Raw genomic sequence first — 26410 nt, forward strand, 5'->3', positions numbered from 1 at the left:
AATTATCATTTGTTGCTTAAATTCTTTTTCATTTGATTTAATGTTTCTAATGTTATTGCAAGGTCGTCTTCCTCTATATCCTTTACCATGTGTCCAAATATTTCTTGTAAAACCCTACTGATTCCAACAAACTCATCGTAAGCGACTTCCTTTAGTATAATTTGTTTTTTTCTTTGATCATTTTTATTTTGTATTATTTCTATAAAACCCTTATCACTTAATTTGGCAAGATTCCTACTTATATTTCCCTTATTAATCTTCATTTCTTCAACTAACATTTCTTGGCTTATAGGTTCATGTCCTTTAAGTCTCATTAAATTCATAACAGTTAATATTTGTCCTTGTCCAAGATTACTATCTTTAATTCCTTCATCCATACGTGTCTTAATTTCTTTAGAAATTAAATAAATTAAATCACCAATTTCTGTGTACTTATTCATATCTATTCTCCTTATTAATTTAATTATATCCCAAATTAGTTGTGCACGCAACTAATTTGATAATAAAAACATGTGTGAATTTACCTAATAACTCTAATTCTTTTATCTTTTTATTCTTAATATTTATTCTTCCTTATATAAAGTAACATCTAAAAAACTCATAAATATAATAAACAATGGGGGTGATATATCAAAATGACAAATACAATTATTGAAATTCTTTGTTATTTAATAATATTAATATATGGACTTATATTATTTTTATATCCAGAAGAGATGGCAAAAAAAAGCTTACATCTAAAACCACAAAACAAAATCCCATCAAAACTTGCTATAACTTTAAATAAGTATGGTGGATTATCTATTATAGTTCTTATAACCATATGTATAATACTTACTTTCCTATAACTTTTACATTAGTTCCTACATTTCCTCATAATAAAATTTCACCTAAACCTAAGAATCCTTGATAAATTTAAAATAGGTATACTAGTAAATTGGTATACCTGTTTTTTTATTATTAGTTGTATAAAAAACATTAAAATGTCTATCCATAAAAATTCCTGCACGATTCCTATTTTATTTATTCCCATAAATGTTATATATTTATTATTTAATGTATAATACAAATATAATATAGGATAACTTACTATTATTAATATTTTATGAGGGGTGTAGCTTATGGACGCAAAAAAAAATGAGGTCTTATTAAACTTTATGACTATAGGAATGGTAATTGGCTTACTACTGGGATTATCTCTAGGAATTATATTCTATAATACTATTTGTATTGGTGTTTCTTCCGGAATAGGGATGTTCTTAGGAATATTCCTAGGAGCATTATTATCAATAAAATATAAAAAATGAATTATATAAAATAAATAGTGTAAGTAGATTTGTTTTTACACAAATTTACTTACACTATTGAATAATACTTTTCTGTTTTCTATATATTCTATCAAGTTTTTAATGCTCAAACTGACTCTTATAAAGTTTTTCATAAAATCCATTCTTAGCCATTAATTCTTCATGATTTCCTTGTTCTATAATTTTACCATCATCCATAACAAGAATTAAATCTGCACTACGAATTGTAGAGAGTCTATGAGCTATAACAAAGCTTGTTCTCCCCTTCATTACATTTTTCATAGCCTTTTGAAGTAAAAGTTCTAATCTAGTATCTACAGAACTAGTTGCCTCATCTAAAATTAATATTGATGGATCTGATATTATAGCTCTCGCTATAGTTAGTAGTTGCTTTTCACCTTGAGATATATTAGATGCTTCTTCATTTAAAAACATGTTATATCCATCTGGAAGAGTTTTTATAAAATGATGTACATTTGCTATTTTAGCTGCCTCTATAATCTCTTCTTTAGTTGCTCCTAATCTTCCATACTCTATGTTTTCATAAAGTGTTCCATTAAACAACCAAGTATCTTGAAGAACCATTGCAAACATAGAACGTAAATCTTCACGGTTCATATCTCTAGTATCTACACCATCTATTTTAATAGCTCCACCCTTAGGATCATAAAAACGCATCAATAGGTTTATTAAAGTTGTTTTACCTGCCCCAGTTGGCCCAACAATTGCTACCATCTGTCCACTTTTTATCTCCGCACTTAAATCTTCAATTAAAATCTTATCTTCAGCATATCCAAATTTAACATGATCAAATGTAACATCTCCACGTACATTTTCTAGTTTTACTGGATTTTCAATATCCTTAGATTCTTCTTCTTCATCTAATATTTCAAAAACACGTTCTACAGCGGCAAAAGCTGACTGTATTGCTGCTGACAATTGAGTCATTTGAGAAAGTGGTTGATTTATTTGCCATATATAACGGATAAATGCTTGAAAGTTACCAACAGTAACGATTCCTCTAATAACATAAACTGGCCCAACAAAAGCCATAGCTGCAATACCTAAATAGCTTACTAATGAAACTAAAGGCATCATCATACTCGATACAAACTGTGCTTTAAATCCATTATTACAAAGTTCATCATTTATTTTTTTAAATTCTTCTATTGAATCCTGTTCTTTTCCATATAGCTTTATTTCATTAAATCCTGTGTACATTTCTTGCACTTTACCATTCAATTTTCCTAAAGCATTTTGCTGCCTTTTAAAAGATTTCTGTGATTTTTTCACTATAAATCTAGACACCAAATAGCTTAATGGTATTATAAGCATAGCCAAAATTGCCATAGTTACATTGATAGTAAACATCATTGCAATGGCCAATGTAACAGCTAAAACTGAATTAATTACCTGGCTAAAACTTTGTTGCAATGCATTGGAAATAGTATCTATATCATTAGTAATACGACTTAATACATCTCCATAACTATTCTTATCAAAATAACTTATAGGAAGTCTTTTTATTTTATTCTGAACAGAACCTCTTAAATCTCTCATAGCACTTTGAATAGCATTAGTTAACATAAATCCTGCTGCACATGTTAAAATCGTGTAGGCTGTATATAAACAAGCTAATACTGCTAATACCTTTATAATATAATTAAAGTTTACAGAAGCACCAGTAACTCCTTTAAAGATTTTAAGCGCATCATTTGTAAGTTGAGTTATTACTAATCCTTCAGTTCTTGGGGCAATGGCATTAATAACTGCTGCTATTATTATAAATAAAACAGCTACAATAAATGACATTTTATATGGACTTATATATGGAGAAAGCCTTTTAATATTTGATTTGAATTTTTTTATTTTACTCATTATGATAGCTCCTCCTTTGTAAGTTGGGATGTAGCAATTTCATGATATATTTCACAATTTTTTAATAGTTCTTTATGCTTGCCAACCCCTACTACTTCTCCTTCGTTTAATACTATAATCTTATCTGCATCCATAATTGAACTTATTCTTTGGGCAACTATTAAGACTATAGATTCTTTTGTTTCTTCTTTTAATTTAGCTCTAAGAACCGCATCAGTCTTAAAATCTAATGCTGAAAAACTATCATCAAAAATGTATAACTCTGGTCTTCTTACTATAGCTCTTGCTATTGAAAGTCTTTGTTTTTGACCACCAGATACATTAGCTCCACCTTCACTTATTAAATCATCAAATTTTTTAGGTTTTTTTGATATGAACTCATATGCTTGAGATATCTTTGCAGAATTTTCAAGTTCTAATTCATCAGCACCTTTTTTACCAAATCTAATGTTAGTTCCTATACTTCCAGTAAAAAGTAAAGTTTTTTGCGGTATAAAACCGATTTTCTTTCTTAATGATTTTAAATCGTAGTCTCTAACATCCACACCATTTATCTTTATGCTACCCTTTGTAACATCATAAAATCTTGGAATTAAGTTTATAAGAGTACTCTTTCCACTACCAGTACTTCCTATAAATGCTACAGTTTCTCCTATCTTTGCTGTAAAAGATATATCCTTAAGTACAGGTTCCTCACCATCTGGATAGATGAAAGTAACATTATCGAATTCTATATGCCCCTTACCTTTTGTATATTCAATTCCATTTTCAGGATTTTTTATTAATGGTTCTTCATCTAGTACCTCTTGAATTCTATCAGCTGAAACTTGTGCCTTTGGATACATAACAAATACAAAAGAAAAAAGCATAAGAGAAAACATAGCATGGAACAAGTAATCTAAAAAGGCAACTAATTGTCCAACTTGAAGATCTCCTGTATTTATCATATTGCTTGAAATCCAAAATATAGCTAAAACAGCTAGGTTCAATAAGAAAAAGAAACCAGGCTGAGCAAATACCATTAATTTGAAAAGCCTTTTAGAAACATTAGTATACTCATTATTGGTTTCTAAAAAACGTTTTGTCTCATGTTTATCATTTCCAAAAGCTCTAATTACCCTTATACCCGTTAAATTTTCTCTAGATATACGATTTAGCTTATCTAATCCTTTTTGTTGTTCTTCTGAAATTGGATGAGAACGCTTTGCTAAAATCACTACTCCAACAACTATAAAAGGTACTGTTATTGCTAGCACCAAAGATAGTGACACACTTGTTCTAATTATCATTACTAAACTTACAATAAACATAACTGGTGTTATTAATGCTGTTCTCAGCAGAATATTAACAAACTGCTGCAATTGAAAAGCATCATTAGTAGTTCTAGTAATCATAGAGGATATTCCAAATTTATCATATTCACTATGTGAGAATTTTTGAGATTTTTCAAATATATTATTTCTTATATCTCTAGTTATACTAGTAGAAATTTTTGCAGAACAATATCCTAATAATATGGTACCGCATACTCCTAAGATAGAAATAATCACCATGAAAAGTCCCATTTTTCTTATATATAAAATATCACTATTAGCTATACCTTGGTCTATAATTTTAGCTATAATAGTTGGTATTCCTAATTCAACTAAAGCAAAACCAAATACTGATACTACATTTAATATAAGAAGTTTTTTGTAGTTTTTTAAATACTGTAAAATTAATTTCATTATATCTTTATTACTCCTTTGTTAATTATTATTTATTTTAATACACTTTCTATGTAAATGAACCTTCAACTTTTAATTTATCACTCTTGTAAAGAGTTATTGACCCAATTGGAGATAAAAACTCCCTCTGAGTCTCTGTATCTTTAAATGTTAATTGTATTCTTAAATTATTAATACTAGCGTACCTATCACTTAACACTACTTGTACATTTTTCTTGCAATTACTTATAATGTTAAATTCAAAATTTAGGCTTAAATATAACTATATACTGTTTTTACTTTTTATCCAACATAATAAATTAAAAGTTAACATATTTTTTTTATTATCCTATAAAATATTGTTCCCAAAACAGTATTTTTTAAATATTATTATACCATTTTTAATATAAAATCTCATGTAAATTTCATATTTTTCAGTTAATTAATATTTTATAATTACTTTTCTTATTTTGTTTGTTAACAACTAGTTCACTTATTAAACCTTATTAATGTATTTTTTTAACTTTACTGCGTAAGATTTTAAAAACAAAAAAGACCTATCATTATATAAACAAATATACAACGATAAGTCCATATTAATTATTACTCTACTTGAGTTACAAGTCTCTTCATAACATCCTTTAATTTGCCTTCTCCAACTTCTTCATGAGTTAAAGCCATAACTAACTTTATGTCATTATCTGATGGGTCCCATTTATAAGATTTAATATCTAAAATAGATTCTTCTGGAAGGTATTCCTCTATATCAGTTGCAATTTCTTCTGCTAGTGTAAGATATTCTTCAAATAACTCATCTTCAGTTAGTTCATTTAAATCAAATTCTTCCTCTAACATTTCATTTAAAATATCTATATTTACACTTATATTAAAAGCAACTATATCCTCTCTTTTTGAACCTTTACTCATATCTTTAAGTATTTTAAATTCAGTATTCTTTTCAATTGTTTCCTTTATTTCTTTACTATCTATAACCTTATTTCCAAACACTACGTACATATATTTTCATCTCCTAAAATTAAGTTTATTTAATTTTCCTTATAGATTATATCATAATATTGTACCAATAGTTATATATGATTTGGAAATAGCAACTATTTATCTATCATTGTCATGAAATAAGTCTTAGGTTCAAATATAATATTATATTGTTTTACTATCAAGTTGCTATCCATTCTAAACACATTTACACTTCATACTTTAGTCTACCTTATTTTACATATTATAATTATCACATTGTATACATTTAAAGTTATTAACAGTAATAACACTATATTGAAAACCTTTAGTATTATCTTTGATGACAGCATCCTATTAAGCTTAGCTCCAATTATCCCACCAAGTATTCCACCAATTATCATAAAAGGTAGCATCGTTAGATCATAAGCTGCTAATCCTTTTGTTAAGACAACTTTTGTCAACTTTGAACTCTGCGAAAAAAATATTGTCACTATTGAATTTACTGCTGCTTCTTTTGTACCCATAGAAAAAAATATAGTTAAAATACAAACATTAATTGGACCTCCTCCTATACTTAAAAAGGATGCGATTGCACCTAAAAATATACCTATGACTATACAAAATAAAGAATTTTCTATTCTATAACTTTTATACTTGTCCTTATTATTCATATATATGTACACAAAAAATAATAGTAATGCAAGTATTATATTTTGAATTAACGCTATATTCAACTCACTACTATTATTTAGAACTAGTGTCATTATACTATCACCTAATATCCCACCTAAAATGGATCCACTGCCTATTAAGACAGTTTTTCTCACCTCAATTTTAAACTTATATCTAATCTGCTTTATTATAGATACTACAGCCATTGAAAATACAGTAAAAGATGACAATACACTTATAGTAGAAACATCATAGTTTCCTAAAAGATCTAGCAACGGCTTTATTATTACGCCTCCTCCTAAACCTGCCATTGAACCTACTATTGTAGCTAATAGTGCAATTAAGAAATATACTAATATCATAATTTTCTCCTTCCATAGAAAACTACAGTTTCCATCTGTTGCTATGTTAACAGAATTATTATTTAATACTAATTTCATATTAGCAATTCATCCAGATGAAACTCAAAAAAAATAATTACCCTTTATTCTTCATGTGTAAAGAACACCTTCCCCATTTTTCATCCTAAAATCCCAAAAATTCATTTACTAGTTTCTTTTTAAAGCATTTAAAGCTTTATATATCGTATTTTCATTTTCTTCAAGAATCTTTATACTCTCTTTCTTATTTAACCCAGAAAGTATACTAACTACAGCAACCTTGACCTTACCATCACATTCATTCAAATATTCTTCTGCAGTTTCTCTATCTACATTGGTACAATCCACTATTATCTTTTTACTTCTCTCCACTAATTTATTATTCTTTGCCCTGACATCAACCATATAGTTTCCATATACCTTGCCACACTTAATCATAGATCCTGTAGAAAGCATATTTAAAACCATCTTTTGCGCTGTTCCAGCTTTTAATCTTGTTGATCCTGTAATAACTTCTGCACCTGTAACTATCTCTATTGCAACTTCTGCTAAGGTAGAAATTTCAGCATTTCTTGAACAACTTACAGCTATATGACTAGCACCTATTTCTTTAGCATATTTCAAAGCTCCTTTTACATAAGGAGTTCTTCCTGATGCTGATAGTCCTACTAAGCAATCATTTTCACAAAAATCAATTTCTTTTAATTCTTTTATAGCTCCATCTTCAATATCTTCGGAACCTTCGTTAGCTCTTACTGTAGCCTCATAGCCTCCTGATAATATACCAATTACTTTGTCTTCTGAAACTCCAAATGTAGGAGGACACTCACAGGCATCTAATACACCTAATCTTCCTGAATTACCAGCTCCTATATAAATTAGTCTTCCACCTTTTGATAACTTTCCATGAATTAAATCAACAGCATTTGCAATATTTTTTATCTCTTTTTCCACAGCTTCGGCCACTAAATAATCCTCTTTATTTATCATTCTTACCATATCTATTGTACTTACTTTATCTATATTAACTGTGTTCTTATTTACTTTTTCTGTATCTAATCTCTTTAAATCTATTATCATTTTAAAGTCCTCCTTTAATCAGTTATCTTAAATTTTAAATTAGGGATGTTACTTCTTGTAACATCCCTAATTCTCTTATAATATATCTTTTAATTTGCAATTCTTATCATCCGGTACCATTACTGCATTTATATCAACACCTGCTTCTAATAATGTGTTGAAATATTTTGTATCTTCATCATTTACATTAACTGAACGCTTTATAGATCTTGTCCCTTCCCTTGAAGCCATATTACCAACATTAAATTCATTAATTTCTAAACCAGCTTCTCTTAATTCCCAAACATCCTTTGGATTTTTTAATATCATTAATACTCTTTGCCCTTCATACTTATCTGCTAAAATATTCTTAACAGCAGTTTCTTTATTTATAATTGAAGTTCTAACAGAAGCTGGTGCTACCATTCTTAAGAGTGATTTTTGCATTTCATCCACTGCAACTTGATCATTAACAACCATTATTCTTGTTATACCTAATGCATTAGTCCAAAACGCTGCTACCTGTCCATGTATTAACCTATCATCTATCCTTATATGAACTATTCCTTTCATTTTTAACTCCTCCTAAAATCAATGTTATGTTTTATTCTAAAATTATTATTTACTCTACCCCAAGATTTTTAAATTGAAAGCAACTATTGATAATACTATTAAAGCTATTATTACTCTTGTAGAATTCATGTTTTTTCTTCCAAGTAACCAATATGTTAAAGCTACTATGCCTACTGGTACTAATGATGGCATTATCTTGTCTAATATTTCTTGTGCTATTAATTCTACTTCTCCAGAAGTATATACATATGGTACATTTCCTTTTACAACTGTTGGTATTAAAGCTCCTATTACCATTAGACCTAATACTGAAGCTGCATCTGTTATATTTTTCAATACATTTCCTATTGATGATACAAGTTTTGCTCCTTGTTTATATCCTGCTTTTATAAAACTTTTACTAATTACTATCTTTGTTAAGTTTGCTAATATCCACAAATAACATCCTATAGCACTTCCCTCTAAAGCCATATAAGCTGCTATTGATCCAAACACAGTGTTTAGTGTAACTCCAAATAACGTATCTCCTATACCTGCTAAGGGTCCCATGAGTCCTGTCTTTATTGCTGCTACTGCTTCTTTAGCTTTAGCTCCCTCAGCTTCTTCAATGGCCATGTTGGCTCCTAAAATGAATTGTCCTGTTACTATATTACAGTTAAAAAATTGCAAATGATTTTTTACTGCTTCATTTAATTCATCCTCATTATTGTATATCTTTCTCAAAGCTGGTAATATAGCAAAACAATATCCTAAACCTTGCATTTTTTCATAGTTCCATGCCGTTTGTGTTGCTAATAGCCATCGTCTAAACACCTTGTTTATTGTCTTATCATCTAACTTCTTTTTTGTTTCTATATTATTACTCATCTTCATCTGCACCTCCTGTATATACTGCTGCTCCACTAGTAGATATTACTTCTTTAGATTGTGCTTTTTTAAATTGATATAGTGCTACTGCGAAGCCTGCTAGAGCTACTCCAAACATAGGAACGTTTAGATAAGCCACCAGGAAAAAACCTATTATTAAATATGGTGCATATGATTTTACTGGTAGATATTTAAGCAATAAAGCTACACCTAAAGCTGGTAATACTCCACCTGCTACCTTCAATCCTCCCATTAACCATTCTGGTGATAATTGCAATAATTTTTGTACTAAACCCTCTCCAAAATATAAACATATAAATATTGGCACAAATCTAGATATCATCCAAGTTGATAAACCTAAAATATTCATTAACTCTATCTTTTCATATTTTCTTTCATCTGCATATTTTTCAGCCTTATGTTGAAAAAATACATTGCTCATTCTTGCCAGTACATCTAATTGAACTAAAAGTAATGCTGTTGGCACACCTATTCCTATTGCAAAATCTATTCCTTGTCCTGTTGATATTGCTAAAGCTCCTGCTATTATGGTAGCTGTTGCATAGTCAGGAATTGTTGCCCCACCATAACTTCCTATTCCTAAAGTCATTAATTGCAAAGTTCCTCCAACTAATAAACCTGTCTTTACATCTCCCATTACTAATCCAACTATTAGTCCTGTTATTACTGGATTTCTAAAACCTAATTTCATATTGGTCTCATCCCACTGGGCTACTCCTCCAAGAAGCCCTAAAAAGATTATTTGCCATAATTGAATTTGCATTACTATTCCTCCTATTTATTCTATTCATCTCCACCTGATGGAGTTAATATTGTTGGTGTCGTTATCGCTGTCTTAGCCGATTCTTGAATGCTGTCTATTATATCTCTAAGATTACTTGTTTTTAACAGAGATGCCTCAATCAATAGTGGTAGATTAACTCCTGTTATTATCTCTACATTTTCAAATTTATTTTTTATTTCTAACATGGATAAATTAAATGGAGTTCCTCCATAAAGATCTACTAAAACTAACAAACCCTTTTCTGGTTCATAACATCTTTTTATCTCCTCTATTAATCTTTCCCTAAAATCTTCTATGCCTGTATCATTTAATCCAACTGCACTAACTTCATCAACATCTCCAGTAAACATCCTTAATGTTTCTTTCATAGCTTCAGCCATGGTACCATGAGTTACTATCATTAACTTATACATTATGTCTCTCCTATCTTTAAACTTCTTTTTATTTACTTATTTATATAGCAATAGATATGCCATATTTGTGTCTTTATATATATTTTTTTTAAGAAGCAGTGTTCATGCTAGTTTCAGAGGTTATAATTTTTTCTAAATTTCCTTCTGTCAGACTAATCAACTTCTGTCCTATTAAATATAGACACAAAAAATATGACACAAAATTTTGTGTCATATCATAATTTACAATCCTAATTTTCCAATTCTACTTTCAATAATACTTTGAATTATATATATTTCTTTTAAAGGTATTTCTAAATTATATTCATCTATTACACCCTTAAATATATCTTGAGAAATTCTTATAAAATTACTATTTTCCTCTTTATACTTTAATTCCTCTTCTTCTATAAACGTAAGACCTTGTTTTAGCATCAATCTTTCAATTAAAATACTAGTATGTATATATAAAGTTATCTTTAAATCAACATTAAATCTTTTATCTAGCGTCCTTTCATATCCTACTATTATTGTTTCTACCTCATTAATTATCTTATTAGGATTTAAAATTGTAAGTCTAGATATAAGATTGTCCATAGAAAACATCTTAATTATATCTTGTTTTATATTATCTATATTTTTATTTATAGTAACATCTTTCAAAACATGGAAAAATATTTCATCACAATCACCATTAATTAAATCATGTAGCAATATACTCTTTACTCCATCAATCTCTAATTTAGTTGTGGTAATAATAAGCTTAACATCATAGTCCGAAAAAATTTTATCATCTTTTCCTTTAAGATTTAAACTAGCATAATCATATTCTTTAATCTCTATGTCAGCATCGCCTATACATTCTTTTAATAATTTTTTAAGTTTCTTAGCTGTACCTATACCAGAAATACATGTAGTCAAGATAGCTTTCTTTTTTTCTTTTGATTTTATAAACTTACACATAAGAGGATTATTTTTTTCAATTCCTGTTATCATATTCTCTACATCTTCACCATTTATTATCCTACCAGCTATATCAAGAGCAATATTTGTCGTTATATTATTTATTACTCCTAAATCTCCCTCTAAAACTTCTTCAAGCTCTGAATTTATATTTATTAAAGATCCCATATCTACTAATATAATAGTTCCTTTTGATGTATCCACTTTACTTAAATAATTTTTTATTTTATCTTTAACTTCAGATGGTCCTATATCTATAGGCATATCAAAAGCTTCAAAAATAAATTCACCATAAAGTTGATTGGCAACACTGGATATACTACTTGCCGTTGAATATCCATGAGCAACTATTATAGCATTTATAGAAGTAGATTCCGTACTCATCATTGTAAATACATAAAGTATCATTATCACCTGTACTACTGTATTTAGCTCATAATCTAGATTGCTTTCTAAATTGTTTATTATTTTCTCTGAAATAACCAGTGACTTACTTAGTTCTTTTCCTATAATATTTTTTATCTTTTCAATTCTTATATAATTATAATCATTGCTTATAGTATCAATATTATTTCTAAAAAAAAGAAGTACCTTAGTTAAAATTTTACTTGTGTTTCCATAATACTTTATACCATAAGTTGACTCCATAATTTTCAAAGTATTTTCTACTGTTTCAAGATATATATTACTTATTAAATCATTCTCCTCATGTTTTTCTTCATGATAGACTATAATATCTAAACTTCTATTTAGCTCCATTGTAAGTTTTTTTCTAAGTTCTCCAATAGATATTATATTTTTTTGATAATCTGTTAATAAGGTCTCAACAACTTCCACCATTTCATACAACCTATTATATCTTTCATTTTTAACAGGATTTATTTCTCTTATATCATGATCTTCTCTATTTACTTTCATAAATTCTTGAAAATAATATTGCTTAACCTTTTGATTAAAGTTTAATTCATCTGTCCTTAAATGGTTTTTATCTATTTTAATGATTTTTTCATTTTGCTGTTCCTTATAAGCTAATGCACAGCAAAACTTCACTACATTTTTTAAACTGCCTATATTTCCTCCATTCTTTTGAGACAAAATAAAATTAATTACCCTTTTACTTATATATATCTTTTTCTATTTCTATAGACTCTTCCTTAAAAAATCTATATATCATAATTAATCTCTCATCAATAGGTCTATCATCTAACTTAGGAATATTTACACTCAAAGGAATTCTTCTTCTAAACGTTTGTAGTAATGCTTGCTGCGGATCTTCTGTTGTGGCAAATATGAATCTCACATTAACATTTCTTTCAGCCTTACTCTCTCCTACTCTTTTAAACAAACCTTTATCCATAAAAACAAAAAGTTTCTCTTGTCCCTCAGCCGATAACCTATGTACCTCATCCAAGAAAAGATATCCGCCATCTGCTAACTCTAATGCACCTAAGTGATCTTTTTCAGCACCAGTAAAGCTTCCCTTGATATATCCAAATATATTTGCAGATAATAGTTCGGGATTATCTGCATAATCTGCACAATTAAATATAATAAATGGAGAACCTGATTTTATCTTTCCTTCATCTTCAGCGTATTTATGAATAAGTCCTGCTATATAACTCTTACCAACTCCACTATCTCCAGTTAATAATATAGACATATCTTTACTAGGATAATAGACTGCTGCTTTGCATTTTTCTACTGCTTCTCTTAAACTTCCATTGTATCCTACCAATTCATTAAAAATATCCTTTTTATTATGTACTATTGTTCTAGTTGCATTATGCATAACATATGTGAATAAAACAGGTCTAGTTTTAGATTTTATAGCTTTACCTTCTTCAACCAACTCATTTAAATATTGACTAACTAAATTTCTTCTAATCCCTAACTCTTCTGCAATTTGTAAAGTAGTAATACCTTTAAAATTACCTGAATAAACATACTTTTCAGTAAATCTCTCTAATCTCTCTTCAATCCTCTTTTTATTGTTTTTAATCATTTTCTCTACCATCCTCCAATGTTTTGGGATAATAATATAGATAAAAATCTCAATTCACTAATTTAAAAAATCCACAAAACCATTTCAGTCATCACTTGTATAGGATTACAGATAGCATACCAAGGTGGTTTACTCTCTATAATTATTCTTTAGCATATTATAAATTTATAATAAAACTTTTCTAAAATTAAGTTTATTCAATTTTTTTATAGATTATATTTTAAATTTATCTATTTCGCTTTTCTTATACTTTCATATTGCTAATTATTTTACCACATTATATTAAGCTATGCACTTCATAATTATTTATATAATTAATGAAAACATAGGAGGAAATTTAAAGATGAATACGAATTTTTCATCTAAAAAACACTATCCAGAATATCTGTTGTATTAAACGTACTTACTAGTGCTATTTTTTTATTATTTTAAATCTAGCTGTATATGAAAGATAAATATAAAACAGTAGTTACATATAATATTAAAACTTACCCTTTATATAAAGTACATAACTTAGTATTATTAATTCACTAAGTTAAATCATCTATTATAATTCTAATGATTTTTTAATTCAATTCTTATATTTCATTAAGTTGTTAAGCTTATATTAAGTTATATGCTTTATAATTAAATTCTCTATTGATTATTTTTATAAAATCTCAATTAGTTTTTAGTTGAAATTTAAAATATGGCACATATTAGGCTATAACTACATACTAAATCATTGTTACTAAACGCCTTATAGTGTTCTTTATTCTTAATAGCCTTTTAATCATGAAAGTATCATAGTAGTATTATTAATCACACCATATAAGGGGGATAAAAAATGAGTTTTTTCTTAAATATACTATTAGCTAGACTAGCTGTTGTTTTAGTCATACTTACTAGTATTATTTATTTATTTAGAAAATTTAATAAAAATAATGACTTAATTAAGCGTGTAAACAGGTCACTTAGAAAAAAACATAAACTTTTAGGAATACTTTTAATTATTGTAGGTTTAATACATGGATTGTTATCTTCTGAAGCAATCTTTTCATTTAATCTAGGTACTATTTGTGAAATACTTTCTATTCTGTTAGGTATAAACTTCTATATAGGTATGAAGTATAAAATAAAAGGTTGGATGCACTATCATAGAATTATAACTTTGCTGTTTTTACTAAGTTTAATAGTACATATAGTTGACGTTGGTGGTTTTACTTCTGATTTGATAGAAAAATCTTTTAGTGATAATTCTAACAATATAGAATACAATAATGACTTTCCTACACAAAGCTCAAAGGATGAAAATAACGAGTCAGCTGATAATCAAACTGAAAATAATAGTCAAAAATCTAATAATAATTCAAATGACAATTCATCGTCTACTAAATATAAGGATGGGGTCTATCAGGGTGTGGCACATGGATATGGACCTAATTTAACAGTAGAAGTAACTGTTAAGAATGGAGCAATATCAAATATAGAAATATTATCTCACAATGAAAGAAATCCAAGATTTTATCAATCACCTATGGATAAAGTACCATCAGAAATTATTGCGAACCAATCAACTGATGTTGATATTGTTGTAGGATCAACCAAAACTTCCAAAGGTATAATGAATGCAGTAAAGGATGCTTTATCAAACGCAGTATAATAGTTAAACTCTAAAGATTATTTTCTCAACAAACAACTTAAACTAAAAATAATGTAGATAATTTTCAAAATCTTATCTACATTGTTTTTATATAATTTTATAATACATTGATCCACTGTTTTATTTCCCCTCTGAAACAAAACTTTAATATTATCGGTAGGCTTATTAGGTAACCCTATTCCTTAACTGGTCTATTGTCATCACTTATAGAATATGTGTCTAGAACATTTTTTTCATACGATGAATTAATCCAGCAAATTATATTATATAATAATTATTATCATTTACTTTCTGATAAAATTATAGTATTCTATACATATAAATATATAGAACTATAATGATTGTATTGAACACTTTTTAAATTTACATAGATTTTTCTTATAAAAAATATTAAATCCAATGTGTTTTCGTATACTATAGGAATTTCAAGAAAATAATATAATACTGAAAATTATTTTAGAATGGAGGGATTTTTATGATAATAGATTGGCTAAAAGATTTTAGCCCAGTAACTCAAGCACTCTTTGCAACACTTTTTACATGGGGAGTAACTGCTTTAGGAGCTAGTTTAGTATTTTTCTTTAAAAACATAAATAAAAAAGTATTAAATGCCATGCTTGGGTTTGCAGCCGGGGTTATGATTGCTGCTAGCTTCTGGTCACTTTTATCTCCAGCTATAGAAATGGCAGAACAATCTGGTACCCCCTCATGGATACCTGCTGCCGTAGGATTTTTACTAGGAGGAGCTTTTCTATGGAGCGTTGATAAGGTTTTACCACACCTTCACCTTAACCAACCTGTAGAAGAAGCTGAAGGAATAAAAACTAGCTGGCAAAGAAGCATATTGTTGGTATTAGCTATAACATTACACAATATACCTGAAGGGCTTGCAGTTGGTGTTGCCTTTGGTGCCGTTGCAGCTGATTTACCTTCTGCATCATTAGCAGGAGCTATAGCACTAGCAATAGGAATTGGTATTCAGAATTTCCCTGAAGGTGCTGCTGTTTCAATTCCATTAAGGAGAGAAGGATTTTCTAGATTCAAGAGTTTTATATACGGACAAGCTTCTGGAATAGTAGAACCTATAGCAGGAGTAATTGGTGCTTTTGCAGTAATGAGTATGCAATCTATTCTTCCGTATGCTTTATCTTTTGCAGCTGGAGCTATGATTTATGTAGTTATTGAAGAATTGATTCCTGAATCTCAACAAGGTTCTAAAACAGATATTTCAACAGTTGGTGCCATGATAGGATTTGTCATCATGATGGTATTAGATGTTGCTTTAGGATAATAATAAGTAAGTGCTAAGCTTGAAGTAAATATCAACAGTTATTTTACTTTGAATTTAGCACTTTTATTTTTAAAATTACGCTTCAATACCTTGTCTTATTATGGTTTTAAGTTTATTTTCATCTGTTTTTCTAGGATCATTTAAATATATTTCATGGTGCTTTCCTCTAAGTTTATAACCATTTTCTTTTATTATTTCGTGTAATTTTTTAACTGTATCACCTTCATTTTTATATGATCCAATGTATAAAGTTTCGTAAGCTTCTCCTTCTATATACTCAATAAACTCAATATCCTTTATAGAACTATAAAGTTCATCCTCATTAAGGCTACCTTTTATATTATTAATATGATCCTCTTTAATATAATTTGGAAGTTGAATCATCATAGTCCATTTCCAAAGTTCTTTCCCACCCTGGACAAAACTATTATTATCCTCTGCCCACCATAAACCACTTAAAGGCATAACAACAAAGTCTAATCCTTCTTTCTTATACTGAAACTTCAATTTATAAGCTACTTTATAAAGTGATGATACTTTATTTGTGTAATCAGCATTGTTATTTGGATCTCCTTCTCCATTAATTGCAATATAATAAGCTTTATCACATATAACTTTTTTATATTCACCTTCTTTTACATTAAATAACTCATTGTTTACCTTTTTTAAATCCAATTTTGTATTTATCATTTTCTTTCACTCTCCTATATATCTTTTATTAAAACAAGTTTTTATAATTAAACTTTATAACTACTTAATTATAAAAAAACAAATAGGACACCTTTCTGTCCTATTTGTATAATTCATTCATATTCTTTACGGTATTTTTTATATTCTCTTTCAAAAATTCTGGTCCAATAACCTTTATTTTATTTCCAAAGCTTAAAATCATGCTTTCTATCCACTTATTATATGGAACGCTAATAGTAAGAGTAATAAAATTCTCATCCTTATTTAAAACCTTATAATCCTGAAAACTTTCATTAATTAGTCCCTTTATATCTCTTGAACATTTTAAAGTTATATCTGTAGTTTCGTAATTTATAGGTTTAAATATTTCTTCATTTGCCTCTTCTCTATACTTAAATGTTTCCTCTTTAATTTTAATATTATTAATTCTATGTATCTTGAAAATCCTCATTTCTTTCTTCAGAGTGCAAAATCCATAAATATACCAATTAAGAGCTTTAAAAACTATTTTATGAGGTTCAACTACTCTTAAGGTATTCTGTCCATTAATATTTATATAATCAAATTCTATTAACTTTCTCTCTAAAATACAGTTATCTATAAGATTAATTTTTTCCGTTAATTCCTTACCTTTTCCCCATGTTGAAAAATCTATTATTAGTCTATTGTTTGATTTTTTATCATTATCATCAATTGCATTAAGTTTGTTAATTAATGAATAGGATTCTTTAGTTTTGTATGTATTATCTATACCCTTTAGAAGATTTTCTAATAAAATTGCCTCGCCTTTTGTTATTGATGATTTGTTAATTTTATACCCCTCTATAATTCCATAACCTCCATTGTAGCCTTTATAGGAAACAATAGGTATACCAGCTTGTTCTATTGTTTCAATATCTCTCTGAATAGTTTTTACTGAAACTTGAAATTTTTCACTTAATTCTTTTGACGTTACTCTTTTATTATTATTTAAAATCATTATAATTGACATTAATCTATCTATTTTCATTTAACCTATATCCTCACAAATTCTAATGTTTATTTATTCTTTCTAAAAATTTTCCTATATTATCCTCATAAAATCATAATAGTATATTTCCTTCCTGCGTTTTATTAACATATTTTTATCCAATATATAACTCACCTTACACTACCCTAGCGACTTTGAATAAGTTTTTCTAAGAATCACTTGATAATTATCCTTGAAATAATTCCCTGTATTATAAATAATATACTAAAACTTTCAATGCTTCAATTCCTATTTCTTACTTATTGCCATATCATTAAAATAAATTATATAAGTATTAATCCATAATGACAAAGTAATAAGTTAAAATAAACTAATCTTTTAAATATACACTTAGGCACATTCATGTGCTTATAGTCTTATACCGTACTCTGTTATATAAATTTTAGCCTAAGTCAATAAGATTCCCACTAATAATTGAGTAAGCATTATTAATTATAATATATAAATAAACAAAAAAGATTTGCCTTTTTGAAACAAATCTTTTTATATTAAATAATTTAAAAATTTATGGCTCTATACTAAATCATATTTATACTTTTATTTTTATCTACATTTATTAGATTTGCTTCTCTTCTTACCTTTATTTTTCTTATGTTTTTCTTTATTTTTTTCTTCACATTCACAATGTATATTATACATATCGCTAAGCTTAGTCCACATTTCTTTGTCAACTATTTTACTAACTTTAATATTAAAATATTTTTGAATAGTATTTATTGCTTTAAGTGTCTCTTCACCAAATTTACCATCTATTTTAACTTTAGTTATTTTTATATCCTTAATTTCCCATGCAATAGTATTTATATAAGTTTGAAGTACTCTTATATAAGCACTATGCTCTCCAAACTTAATATCTTCATATAGATTTTTTTCACCTCTCTCATTTTCATTTCTACCATAGCTAGTATTATTAAAAACTTCTTGAATTTTTCCCCATGTTGTAGGTCCTACTATTCCATCACTGCTAAGTCCAAAGTATTTTTGAAAATCAATAACAGCATTTTTAGTATCACTTCCAAAACTTCCGTCTACTTTAATTTTTCTAATAGAAGAATATAAATCTGCAATATTACTTAAATAATATTGTATTCTTCTAACCTCCTCTCCTACTTGTCCTTCTTTTAAGGGATATCCTGGATATTTGTATTGTGTATCTCCTCTTTTCTCCTCATTTATATTTTTATATACCTCACATAGTTTTTTCCAAGTATCTTTTCCAACAATACCATCAGGTGATAATTCAAACATTTCTTGAAAAGTTATCACCGCATTCTCAGTATCCTTTCCAAATATACCGTCCACATCTATTTTAGGAATATCAGTATAAAAATCTGCAATTTCATTTAAAAATCTTTGTAATCTTTTTACCTCTTCTCCTGCTGAACCTACCCTTAAAAGATACCCTGGATAACCACAATAATCCTCTTCCTTTTCTCCTTCTGATTCAAGTTCTGCAAGATTTTTTACTGCTACATAAATAAATGAAATTCTGTACCAAGTACTTCTTCCTACAATACCATCTTGAGTTAATCCAAATATTCTCTGAAACGTTTTAACAGCTTCTTCAGTATTTTTACCGAAATCCCCATCTACAGGATAAATCTTAGGAATAGCTGGATAGTTTTGAGAAATTCTATTTAATTGTCTTTGCAAAATCTCAACCGATTCGCCACTACTTCCTAATCTCAACAAATATCCAGGATAGGACTCTGGAATTCCATCAACTATATCTGCTGTTCTTAACTCAATATTATCTCCATAATAATACTTTAAAATATCAAATGGTATATAACCTTTATTTGCAAGATCGACTGTTCCCCATTGTGACATTCCTTTACATGTTACAGTTGTTCCATTACAAAACTGAGCAAATAAAGGTTCCTTATATTGTATTCTTGCAATATATTGTTGAAATATTTCATCAACCAATCTATTTATATTATCAAAAATATTTCTTCCTTTTATAAAGTACTGATCATATGCAGTAGAATTTGTTATTTCAAAATCGTATCCTTTTCCTCTATACCATTCAGTATAAATTCTATTTAAAGCAAATGAAATTTGTGCATATACATTGGCTCTAATTGATTCCTCTGGCCATGTTGGAAAAATTTCACTAGATGCAACGTTTTTAATATACTCTGGGAAAGTAACAGTTACATTCTCTGCATATGAAGTTGGTGCTCCAAGGTGCACTGTTATATATTTAGGAATATACGGATCCTTTATGACTTTAGATACAAAATCTTCTGTAGGTCCCCTTTGCTTATCTCTAGTTGCATTAAGAACAAGTTGATTTGGTGTAATTATGATTACATTTTTACCTTGGTATGTCTTACCTTCTTCTAATGGTTGCATATCTACTTTCTGAATTGCTGTTATCTCTGAGAACACCTGAACACCTTGTATTAATGTCTCAACATACCCCTCAGCCTTTACAGAAATATCATAAATATCATAAGGCAATATCTTTGTTTGAGGAGTTTGTGATAATTCTTTAGGTGGCGCATCTACTTCTATTCTTTCTGTCTTACCACTTTCATCGGAATATAAGGTTTTTTCAAAGACAATACTTCCATTTATAGTTCTACTAATTACAACAGTACAATTTTTTATTGGTCGTGCTTCTCTTGCCATTGAAACTCTAACTTGTATATACCCCTTATTCATAATTTCTCCTATTTAAATTTCTCTTCAATTTATCTTATTCAAATATACATTTTTTGTTAATAAAACGTGATATTCTTATGCAATGAAAAGATTTAATTCTCTTTTATTATCCTACATTCTTGAAATCAATTTTAAATACCTTTTAATCTTTCTACTTCCTCATCTATAACTTTTTTGTCAATTCTATCAAATAATATTTTAGTTTCAGGTATAGAGAAACTTTCATTTACATACTGCTCTTGCCACTTGTTGTTTAAACATAACCACTTTTGAATCTTCTCTGAGGAAAATGGTAAAAATGGATTTAATAAAATTGATAGATTTGCAATTATTTGAACACAATTATACAGTGTATTGCTACATTTCTTTATATCTGTATTTCTTGTTTCCCAAGGTTTTTCTTTATCAAAATATTTATTTGAACCTCTTATAAATTCAAATATTTCATCTAAACCATCCTTAAATAATCCCTCTTCAATCTTTTCTCCAACAGTTTTATACAAAGTATTTATTGACACCTTAATTTCTTCATCTAACTTACCATTTGGTACTTTACCATTAAAATATTTACTTATAAAAACAAGACTTCTATTTACTAAATTGCCATAGGCACCAAGCAATTCACTATTATGACTATTTACATATTCACGCCATGAAAAATCAGTATACCTTTTTTCAGGTCCATTTGTAATGAGAAAATATCTTATAGAATCGGGATTATATCTATTAACCATATCCTTAACCCATATTGCCCAGTTCTTACTTGTGGATATTTTTCTGCCCTCTAGTGTTAAATATTCACTTGATATAATTTCATCTGGTAAATTCCAATTATTACCATTTACAAGTAAAAGTGATGGAAGTATAATTGTATGAAATGGTATATTATCTTTCCCATGTACATAATAATGCTTTGCGCCTTCTCCCCATAAATCATTAAAATCTTCACTTCTTTCTTCTGATAAAACCTTACTCATTGAAAGATACCCCAAAACATTTTCAGCCCATATATATATTTTTTTATTTTCATAGCCTTTTTTAGGAACATCAATACCCCAATTTAAATCACGGGTTACTGCTCTATCCTGAAGACCCTCTTTAATATACCTATTTGAAAAGTTAATTGCATTTTTTCTCCAATTAATATGTGAATTAACAAACTCTGAAAGTTTTTTTCCAATTTTGATATTGCAATATATAAATGCTTACTTTCCTTAAATATTGGTGTATTTCCACAAACTGAACATATAGGATTTTCTAAAATTTCAGGTTCAAGTACCTTTCCACAGGCATCACATTGATCTCCCCTTGCATCTTCACCGCATTTTGGACATTTTCCAAGCACAAATCTATCTGCAAAGAAACTATTACATTTTTCACAATATGCTTCTGGTGCACTTTTCTCAAAAATATATTTACTTTTATATAATTCCTTATGAAACTCTATTACAAAATTCTTGTGGACTTTTTTCTTCCTGTTTTGCTCTTATGGCAACAGGTGTTCCATTGCAATCACTTCCTGATACATAGTAAACACTATCACCTTTTGCCCTATAATATCTTGCCAATACATCACCTGGTAATAATGCTGCAATATGTCCTATATGCAAAGATCCATTTGCATAAGGCCAAGCTCCTCCAATTAATATCTTCATAACTTCTTCCCTCATTTCTATATTTTTATTTTAAAAACTCTAATTTGAACATGAAAAAAGCTCTCACCCCCGAAAAATTTCTTTTTCAGGGACGAGAGCAACGCTTCGTGTTACCACCCTAAGTTTATCTATACTTCACAATAATAGACCTCATCTGCTACGAGCAAAAATTTTTACTGATAGCATATCACTATAACGGGTGAACCCGTCGCAGCCTAAACTTAATGTTTTCGGTGCACAGCTCCAAGACCATATTCAGCAATTTTTGAATTTGCCCTTTCTCATCAAACAGGGTTCTCTGTAAAACCATAGATTACTTACTCTTCTTTTCACAGCTATTTTAATATATTATCTCTATTATATCCCCTAAATTTATATTGTCAATATATTTATCAGAATTTTAAGAATGTTTTCTCGTGATTTTGAATTCTATATTTAAAATCTACAAATTCCTACATTTAATTGAAAAATAGTTAAATATGCTGTAAAATATTTCTTGCATCAAAAATATTTTTATTATGTAAAAAATTTATATATGTAATTATTTTATAGGAGGCACTTAATGAGTAAAAATACAAACATATTCATATTCTTGGATAATGGCAATGGGTTTCTTGGTATTATAGTATTAATTATATTAGCTATAGCAGCTATAAAAACTGGCACGAGGTGGATATTTGACCATACTATTAGACCATGGATTTTTGTTATTATCAAAGGATATTTTAAATTATTTCTATGTCCTTTACTATTTTTTGTAAAACCCCAAGACTTTGCATCTGGTTTTGGTACTAAAAGTGTTTCTGAATCAGATATTCAATTGTTTTTTCAAAATCCCAATAATTACATAACAGAGAATAATGGCATATATTCTTATGCAAATATAATATTTGCATTAATCATGTTATTTGGAATTTGTTTATTTTATTATAAAAATGGAATAATTAAAGGAAAAGCTAAATGGTGTGTACGCTATTTAATTACTACTGTCTTAATATCAGTACCATTATTTGCATTTATGTTAGAAAAAGTTTCCTACTTACAAATGCATGTTAATATAGATGGACACTATACCGAAATTTACAAAGACATCCAATCTAATCTATTTAGCATATATATTAAATTTTTTATATTTTGTATATTAATGTCCTATTTTTATAAACAAATATTATTATTCATAGGTAAAAATTTTACTGATAGAGAGAAGAAACGTTTAGACAAAATTAATTTAAGAAAACGAAAAACAAAAGAATATTATTGATTTTGCACTAAGATTATATAATCAAAACATATATTAATAAAAACATAATTTCAATTGAAAATTTTTATTATCATCAGTGTAATATTGTAGACATACAAAGCCTCAACATTTAAAATAGAATATATACTAGGTATTTTTTACAAAAATATGTTAATTGAGGTGGCAATATAATATGAATAAAATAGATATAAAACCAGTTAAAAATAAGAAAGCATATTTCCAAATAATAGAGACCTTCATTCATTTAATAATTGATAATCAACTTGAATATGGAGAAAGACTATATAATGAAGCAGAATTAATGGAAATCTTAGATGTAAGTCGTCCAACCTTGCGTGAAGCCTTAAGGGTTATGGAGTTTTTAGGAATTGTAATTGTATCTCCAAGAAAAGGAATTGTAATTAGTAATCCTAAAAACAATAACTATTATTTACCTCTAACATATATTTTAGCCTTTGAGAAAACAAGTAACACAGATCTTTTTGAACTTAGAATGTCCATAGAATTAGAAATGGTAGGACTTGCTACAGTTAGAGGAACAGATGAAGACTTTGCTGAGTTAAAAAAGGTTTCAGATGAACTAATCAATCTTCCTAGAGGAGATATCAAAAACTTTACTAGATTAGACCAATTATTTCATATGACACTTTTAAACTGTGCTAAAAATGAATTATGCTCTAAATTAATGAATACCCTTAATGCATTAATCTATGAGCAGTTAGAGCAAATACACATGGCTTTAACAAATGAAGATAGAAATAATACAATCGAAAAGCATCGTGCTATATATGAATCACTTATAAATAGAAATGAGGAAATGGCTAGAAAGGCAATGAGAAATCATCTTGATCATGCTTATGGTGTTACCAAAGAATTGCCAAGCGTTTTCTATAACACTTTTGAAACAAATTAAACATAAAATAAAATTCATCTAAACGAGATAATTCATAAAAGTGTGTGGACATAAGCAACACAAACTAGCTGACTGCACATATCATTCTAAGTTATAAAAAATCATTGATGACTAAATTCCAATAACTCTCTACGTTCAAACAATTGGAGTTCTTAACGTCATCAATGTTTTTTATAACAAGAATGATTAATGTTCGTCAGATAGTTTGTTAATGCTTATGCCCACGCACTTTTAGTATATACCTATTAATAATAAACTTGCCACTTGTCACTTAAATAGATTAGTTTACTAACGCTTATCATTCTATTTTTATTATATAAAGTACATTGTCATCAAACTTAAAAGATATGTACCCCTAATAATTTTTGAATATCTGAAATTAAAGACTTAACATTAACTTAAAACATATCCTAATTTTTATATAAAAAATAAAGTTCCTACAGAAGTAATAAATACATTATACATTAATCTGTAGAAACTTTATTAACTTACTTTTAGAATTTATATTTTTAAATCTTTAATCTTATTGAAGAAGTATTTTGTATATAGGAATTATAAATAAACTCAATACTGTGCTTATAGTAATCATAATAGCAGCATATTGATAGTCTGCATCATAGGATTTAGATACTATAGCAGTATTGGTCATTACTGGCATAGCTGCTTGAATGATAAACACACTTGCCATAAGTCCAGGTAGAGGGAAAAACTTACATAATAATACTACCAATAAAGGTGATATTATAAATCTACCTAATAAAACTCCCCATACATCCTTATTAAACTGTATACCCTTTAGATTTATATAATACATTGTATTACCTATAAATAACATTGATAAAGGAGTAGTTAAATTCCCCAAATATCTACAAGTATCCATTACGAACTTAGGTACAGGCACAGCTAAAAGTATTAATATTATAGCCACTATAAATCCCATTAGAGGAGGTGAAAATATTCTTTTTATTGTATTCATTGATAAAAAGCCCTGAGTTTCTCCGCCTCCATCTTTACTTATTTCAAAAACACCTATAGTCCAAAAGAAAGTAGTATTAGCTATATAATATAATAAAACATAAGGAACACTTTCAGATCCAAACAAAGCTAAATTAACTGGCAATCCAATAAATATGGTATTAGATACAAAGAACATAGATAAAAATGTTCCTCTTCTTTTAGGAGTAACATTAAAAACTTTTATAAAAATCTTACCTATTAAATAAGTAAGACCTATAGAAAGAAATGGAACAACAAGTCCTTTTCCCATACTTAAAAGTTTTGCTCTATCAAAATCTGCCATAAGACTATTAATCATTAAAGCTGGTAGTGATACATTTATAACAATTTTTGAAAATAGTTTAGCCCCCGCTTTATCTATCCATTCTTTTTTTGTCAAAATGTATCCAATAGCTATCATTATAATAATACTAAATATACTGCCAAAAGCAGTTAAAAGTTCCATAAAAAATCCCCCTTAATAATGTACTTGTAAGTTAATCTCCCCAATTTATCAGATACACCTCTTCATTATGTATACCATACACAACTCAATAATTTAAAAGTTAGGAACCTGAAAGAAAATAGACTAGCATACTAACTTGTTATTTTTTTGAATGTGCCTTATATATAATTTAATAAAAATTCCTTACATAAGCTTTTCTTATGCCCAGATAAAT

23 protein-coding genes, 1 pseudogene and 1 other annotated feature are annotated in these 26410 nt (G+C 28.0%); of the genes and pseudogenes, 6 read left to right on the forward strand and 18 right to left on the reverse strand.

The genetic code is table 11. The annotated features are described in order from the left end of the window. Positions 1–5: 5 nt before the first annotated feature. Entirely contained in the window at positions 6–440 is a 435-nt protein-coding gene (locus BM119_RS09225) for a MarR family winged helix-turn-helix transcriptional regulator (protein ID WP_090040855.1), read from the reverse strand. 195 nt (positions 441–635) lie between these two features. On the opposite strand from BM119_RS09225, the gene BM119_RS09230 reads away from it, so the two are divergent. Together BM119_RS09230 and BM119_RS09235 are read left to right on the forward strand one after the other, a co-directional pair. Continuing rightward, the gene (locus tag BM119_RS09230; RefSeq protein ID WP_090040857.1) at positions 636–848 is read left to right on the forward strand and encodes a hypothetical protein; all 213 of its coding nucleotides are present in this window, start codon (positions 636–638) and stop codon (positions 846–848) included. 273 nt (positions 849–1121) lie between these two features. Next, positions 1122–1307, forward strand: a complete 186-nt coding sequence (locus BM119_RS09235) for a hypothetical protein (RefSeq protein WP_090040860.1) — start codon at positions 1122–1124, stop codon at positions 1305–1307. Between the two features lie 99 nt (positions 1308–1406). Here the strand turns inward: BM119_RS09235 and BM119_RS09240 are convergent, their stop codons facing one another. From BM119_RS09240 to BM119_RS09290, 11 genes are all read right to left on the reverse strand, one after another. Beyond that, positions 1407–3176, reverse strand: a complete 1770-nt coding sequence (locus BM119_RS09240; RefSeq protein WP_177199380.1) for an ABC transporter ATP-binding protein — start codon at positions 3174–3176, stop codon at positions 1407–1409. Positions 3177–3184: 8 nt separating this feature from the next. Then, positions 3185–4912, reverse strand: a complete 1728-nt coding sequence (locus BM119_RS09245) for an ABC transporter ATP-binding protein (RefSeq protein WP_090040865.1) — start codon at positions 4910–4912, stop codon at positions 3185–3187. A gap of 582 nt (positions 4913–5494) precedes the next feature. Beyond that, positions 5495–5908 carry a hypothetical protein gene (locus BM119_RS09250; RefSeq protein WP_090040866.1) on the reverse strand — a complete coding sequence of 138 codons (414 nt, stop codon included), beginning with the start codon at positions 5906–5908 and terminating at the stop codon, positions 5495–5497. Between the two features lie 206 nt (positions 5909–6114). Continuing rightward, positions 6115–6981 carry a sulfite exporter TauE/SafE family protein gene (locus BM119_RS09255; protein ID WP_242948387.1) on the reverse strand — a complete coding sequence of 289 codons (867 nt, stop codon included), beginning with the start codon at positions 6979–6981 and terminating at the stop codon, positions 6115–6117. Between the two features lie 108 nt (positions 6982–7089). After that, positions 7090–8001 carry an N-acetylmuramic acid 6-phosphate etherase gene (gene murQ, locus BM119_RS09260; RefSeq protein ID WP_090040868.1) on the reverse strand — a complete coding sequence of 304 codons (912 nt, stop codon included), beginning with the start codon at positions 7999–8001 and terminating at the stop codon, positions 7090–7092. A 75-nt stretch (positions 8002–8076) separates the two neighbouring features. Then, positions 8077–8553, reverse strand: coding sequence for a PTS sugar transporter subunit IIB (locus tag BM119_RS09265; protein ID WP_090040870.1), 477 nt, complete (start codon positions 8551–8553; stop codon positions 8077–8079). Between the two features lie 54 nt (positions 8554–8607). Continuing rightward, positions 8608–9426 (reverse strand): PTS system mannose/fructose/sorbose family transporter subunit IID, encoded by an 819-nt coding sequence (locus tag BM119_RS09270; protein WP_090040872.1) that lies wholly within the window; start codon positions 9424–9426, stop codon positions 8608–8610. Beyond that, a complete protein-coding gene (locus BM119_RS09275; RefSeq protein ID WP_090040874.1) occupies positions 9413–10204 on the reverse strand; it encodes a PTS mannose/fructose/sorbose/N-acetylgalactosamine transporter subunit IIC in 792 nt (263 codons plus the stop codon). Before BM119_RS09275 ends, BM119_RS09270 begins: the two co-directional genes overlap by 14 nt. 20 nt (positions 10205–10224) lie before the next feature. Continuing rightward, positions 10225–10638: a PTS sugar transporter subunit IIA gene (locus BM119_RS09280; RefSeq protein ID WP_090040876.1), complete on the reverse strand. Its 414-nt coding sequence runs from the start codon at positions 10636–10638 to the stop codon at positions 10225–10227. Positions 10639–10860: 222 nt separating this feature from the next. Next, positions 10861–12630: a PTS sugar transporter subunit IIA domain-containing protein gene (locus tag BM119_RS09285; RefSeq protein WP_143087313.1), complete on the reverse strand. Its 1770-nt coding sequence runs from the start codon at positions 12628–12630 to the stop codon at positions 10861–10863. A 64-nt stretch (positions 12631–12694) separates the two neighbouring features. Beyond that, complete coding sequence (locus tag BM119_RS09290; RefSeq protein WP_177199377.1) at positions 12695–13582, reverse strand: sigma 54-interacting transcriptional regulator; 888 nt, start codon at positions 13580–13582, stop codon at positions 12695–12697. An 826-nt stretch (positions 13583–14408) separates the two neighbouring features. On the opposite strand from BM119_RS09290, the gene BM119_RS09295 reads away from it, so the two are divergent. Together BM119_RS09295 and BM119_RS09300 are read left to right on the forward strand one after the other, a co-directional pair. Beyond that, positions 14409–15224 (forward strand): FMN-binding protein, encoded by an 816-nt coding sequence (locus BM119_RS09295; protein WP_090040882.1) that lies wholly within the window; start codon positions 14409–14411, stop codon positions 15222–15224. A gap of 475 nt (positions 15225–15699) precedes the next feature. Beyond that, on the forward strand, positions 15700–16515 hold the full coding sequence (locus BM119_RS09300; RefSeq protein ID WP_423231004.1) for a ZIP family metal transporter: 816 nt from the start codon (positions 15700–15702) through the stop codon (positions 16513–16515). A 75-nt stretch (positions 16516–16590) separates the two neighbouring features. On the opposite strand, the gene BM119_RS09305 is transcribed toward BM119_RS09300, so the two are convergent. The 5 genes and pseudogenes from BM119_RS09305 to BM119_RS20595 form a co-directional block, all read right to left on the reverse strand. Then, complete coding sequence (locus BM119_RS09305; RefSeq protein WP_090040884.1) at positions 16591–17205, reverse strand: GyrI-like domain-containing protein; 615 nt, start codon at positions 17203–17205, stop codon at positions 16591–16593. A 100-nt stretch (positions 17206–17305) separates the two neighbouring features. After that, positions 17306–18214: a helix-turn-helix transcriptional regulator gene (locus BM119_RS09310; protein ID WP_090040886.1), complete on the reverse strand. Its 909-nt coding sequence runs from the start codon at positions 18212–18214 to the stop codon at positions 17306–17308. A gap of 564 nt (positions 18215–18778) precedes the next feature. After that, positions 18779–20905: a peptidoglycan-binding protein gene (locus BM119_RS09315; protein WP_090040888.1), complete on the reverse strand. Its 2127-nt coding sequence runs from the start codon at positions 20903–20905 to the stop codon at positions 18779–18781. A 131-nt stretch (positions 20906–21036) separates the two neighbouring features. Beyond that, the gene (locus tag BM119_RS20590) at positions 21037–21423 is read right to left on the reverse strand and encodes a class I tRNA ligase family protein (RefSeq protein WP_423231005.1); all 387 of its coding nucleotides are present in this window, start codon (positions 21421–21423) and stop codon (positions 21037–21039) included. A 126-nt stretch (positions 21424–21549) separates the two neighbouring features. Next, positions 21550–22575, reverse strand: a pseudogene (locus BM119_RS20595) (methionine--tRNA ligase); the annotation flags it as partial. A 69-nt stretch (positions 22576–22644) separates the two neighbouring features. Further along, positions 22645–22902: a binding site (T-box leader), on the reverse strand. Between the two features lie 220 nt (positions 22903–23122). Between BM119_RS20595 and BM119_RS09325 the strand changes: the two are divergent. Together BM119_RS09325 and BM119_RS09330 are read left to right on the forward strand one after the other, a co-directional pair. Then, positions 23123–23821 (forward strand): G protein-coupled receptor family protein, encoded by a 699-nt coding sequence (locus BM119_RS09325; protein WP_090040890.1) that lies wholly within the window; start codon positions 23123–23125, stop codon positions 23819–23821. Between the two features lie 172 nt (positions 23822–23993). After that, positions 23994–24734, forward strand: coding sequence for a FadR/GntR family transcriptional regulator (locus BM119_RS09330; RefSeq protein ID WP_090040891.1), 741 nt, complete (start codon positions 23994–23996; stop codon positions 24732–24734). A 523-nt stretch (positions 24735–25257) separates the two neighbouring features. Here the strand turns inward: BM119_RS09330 and BM119_RS09335 are convergent. Next, positions 25258–26196: an AEC family transporter gene (locus BM119_RS09335; RefSeq protein WP_090040893.1), complete on the reverse strand. Its 939-nt coding sequence runs from the start codon at positions 26194–26196 to the stop codon at positions 25258–25260. Between the last annotated feature and the right edge of the window lie 214 nt (positions 26197–26410).

The sequence above is a fragment of the Clostridium frigidicarnis genome (genome assembly GCF_900111985.1).
Taxonomy (GTDB): Bacteria; Bacillota; Clostridia; order Clostridiales; family Clostridiaceae; genus Clostridium_Z; species Clostridium_Z frigidicarnis.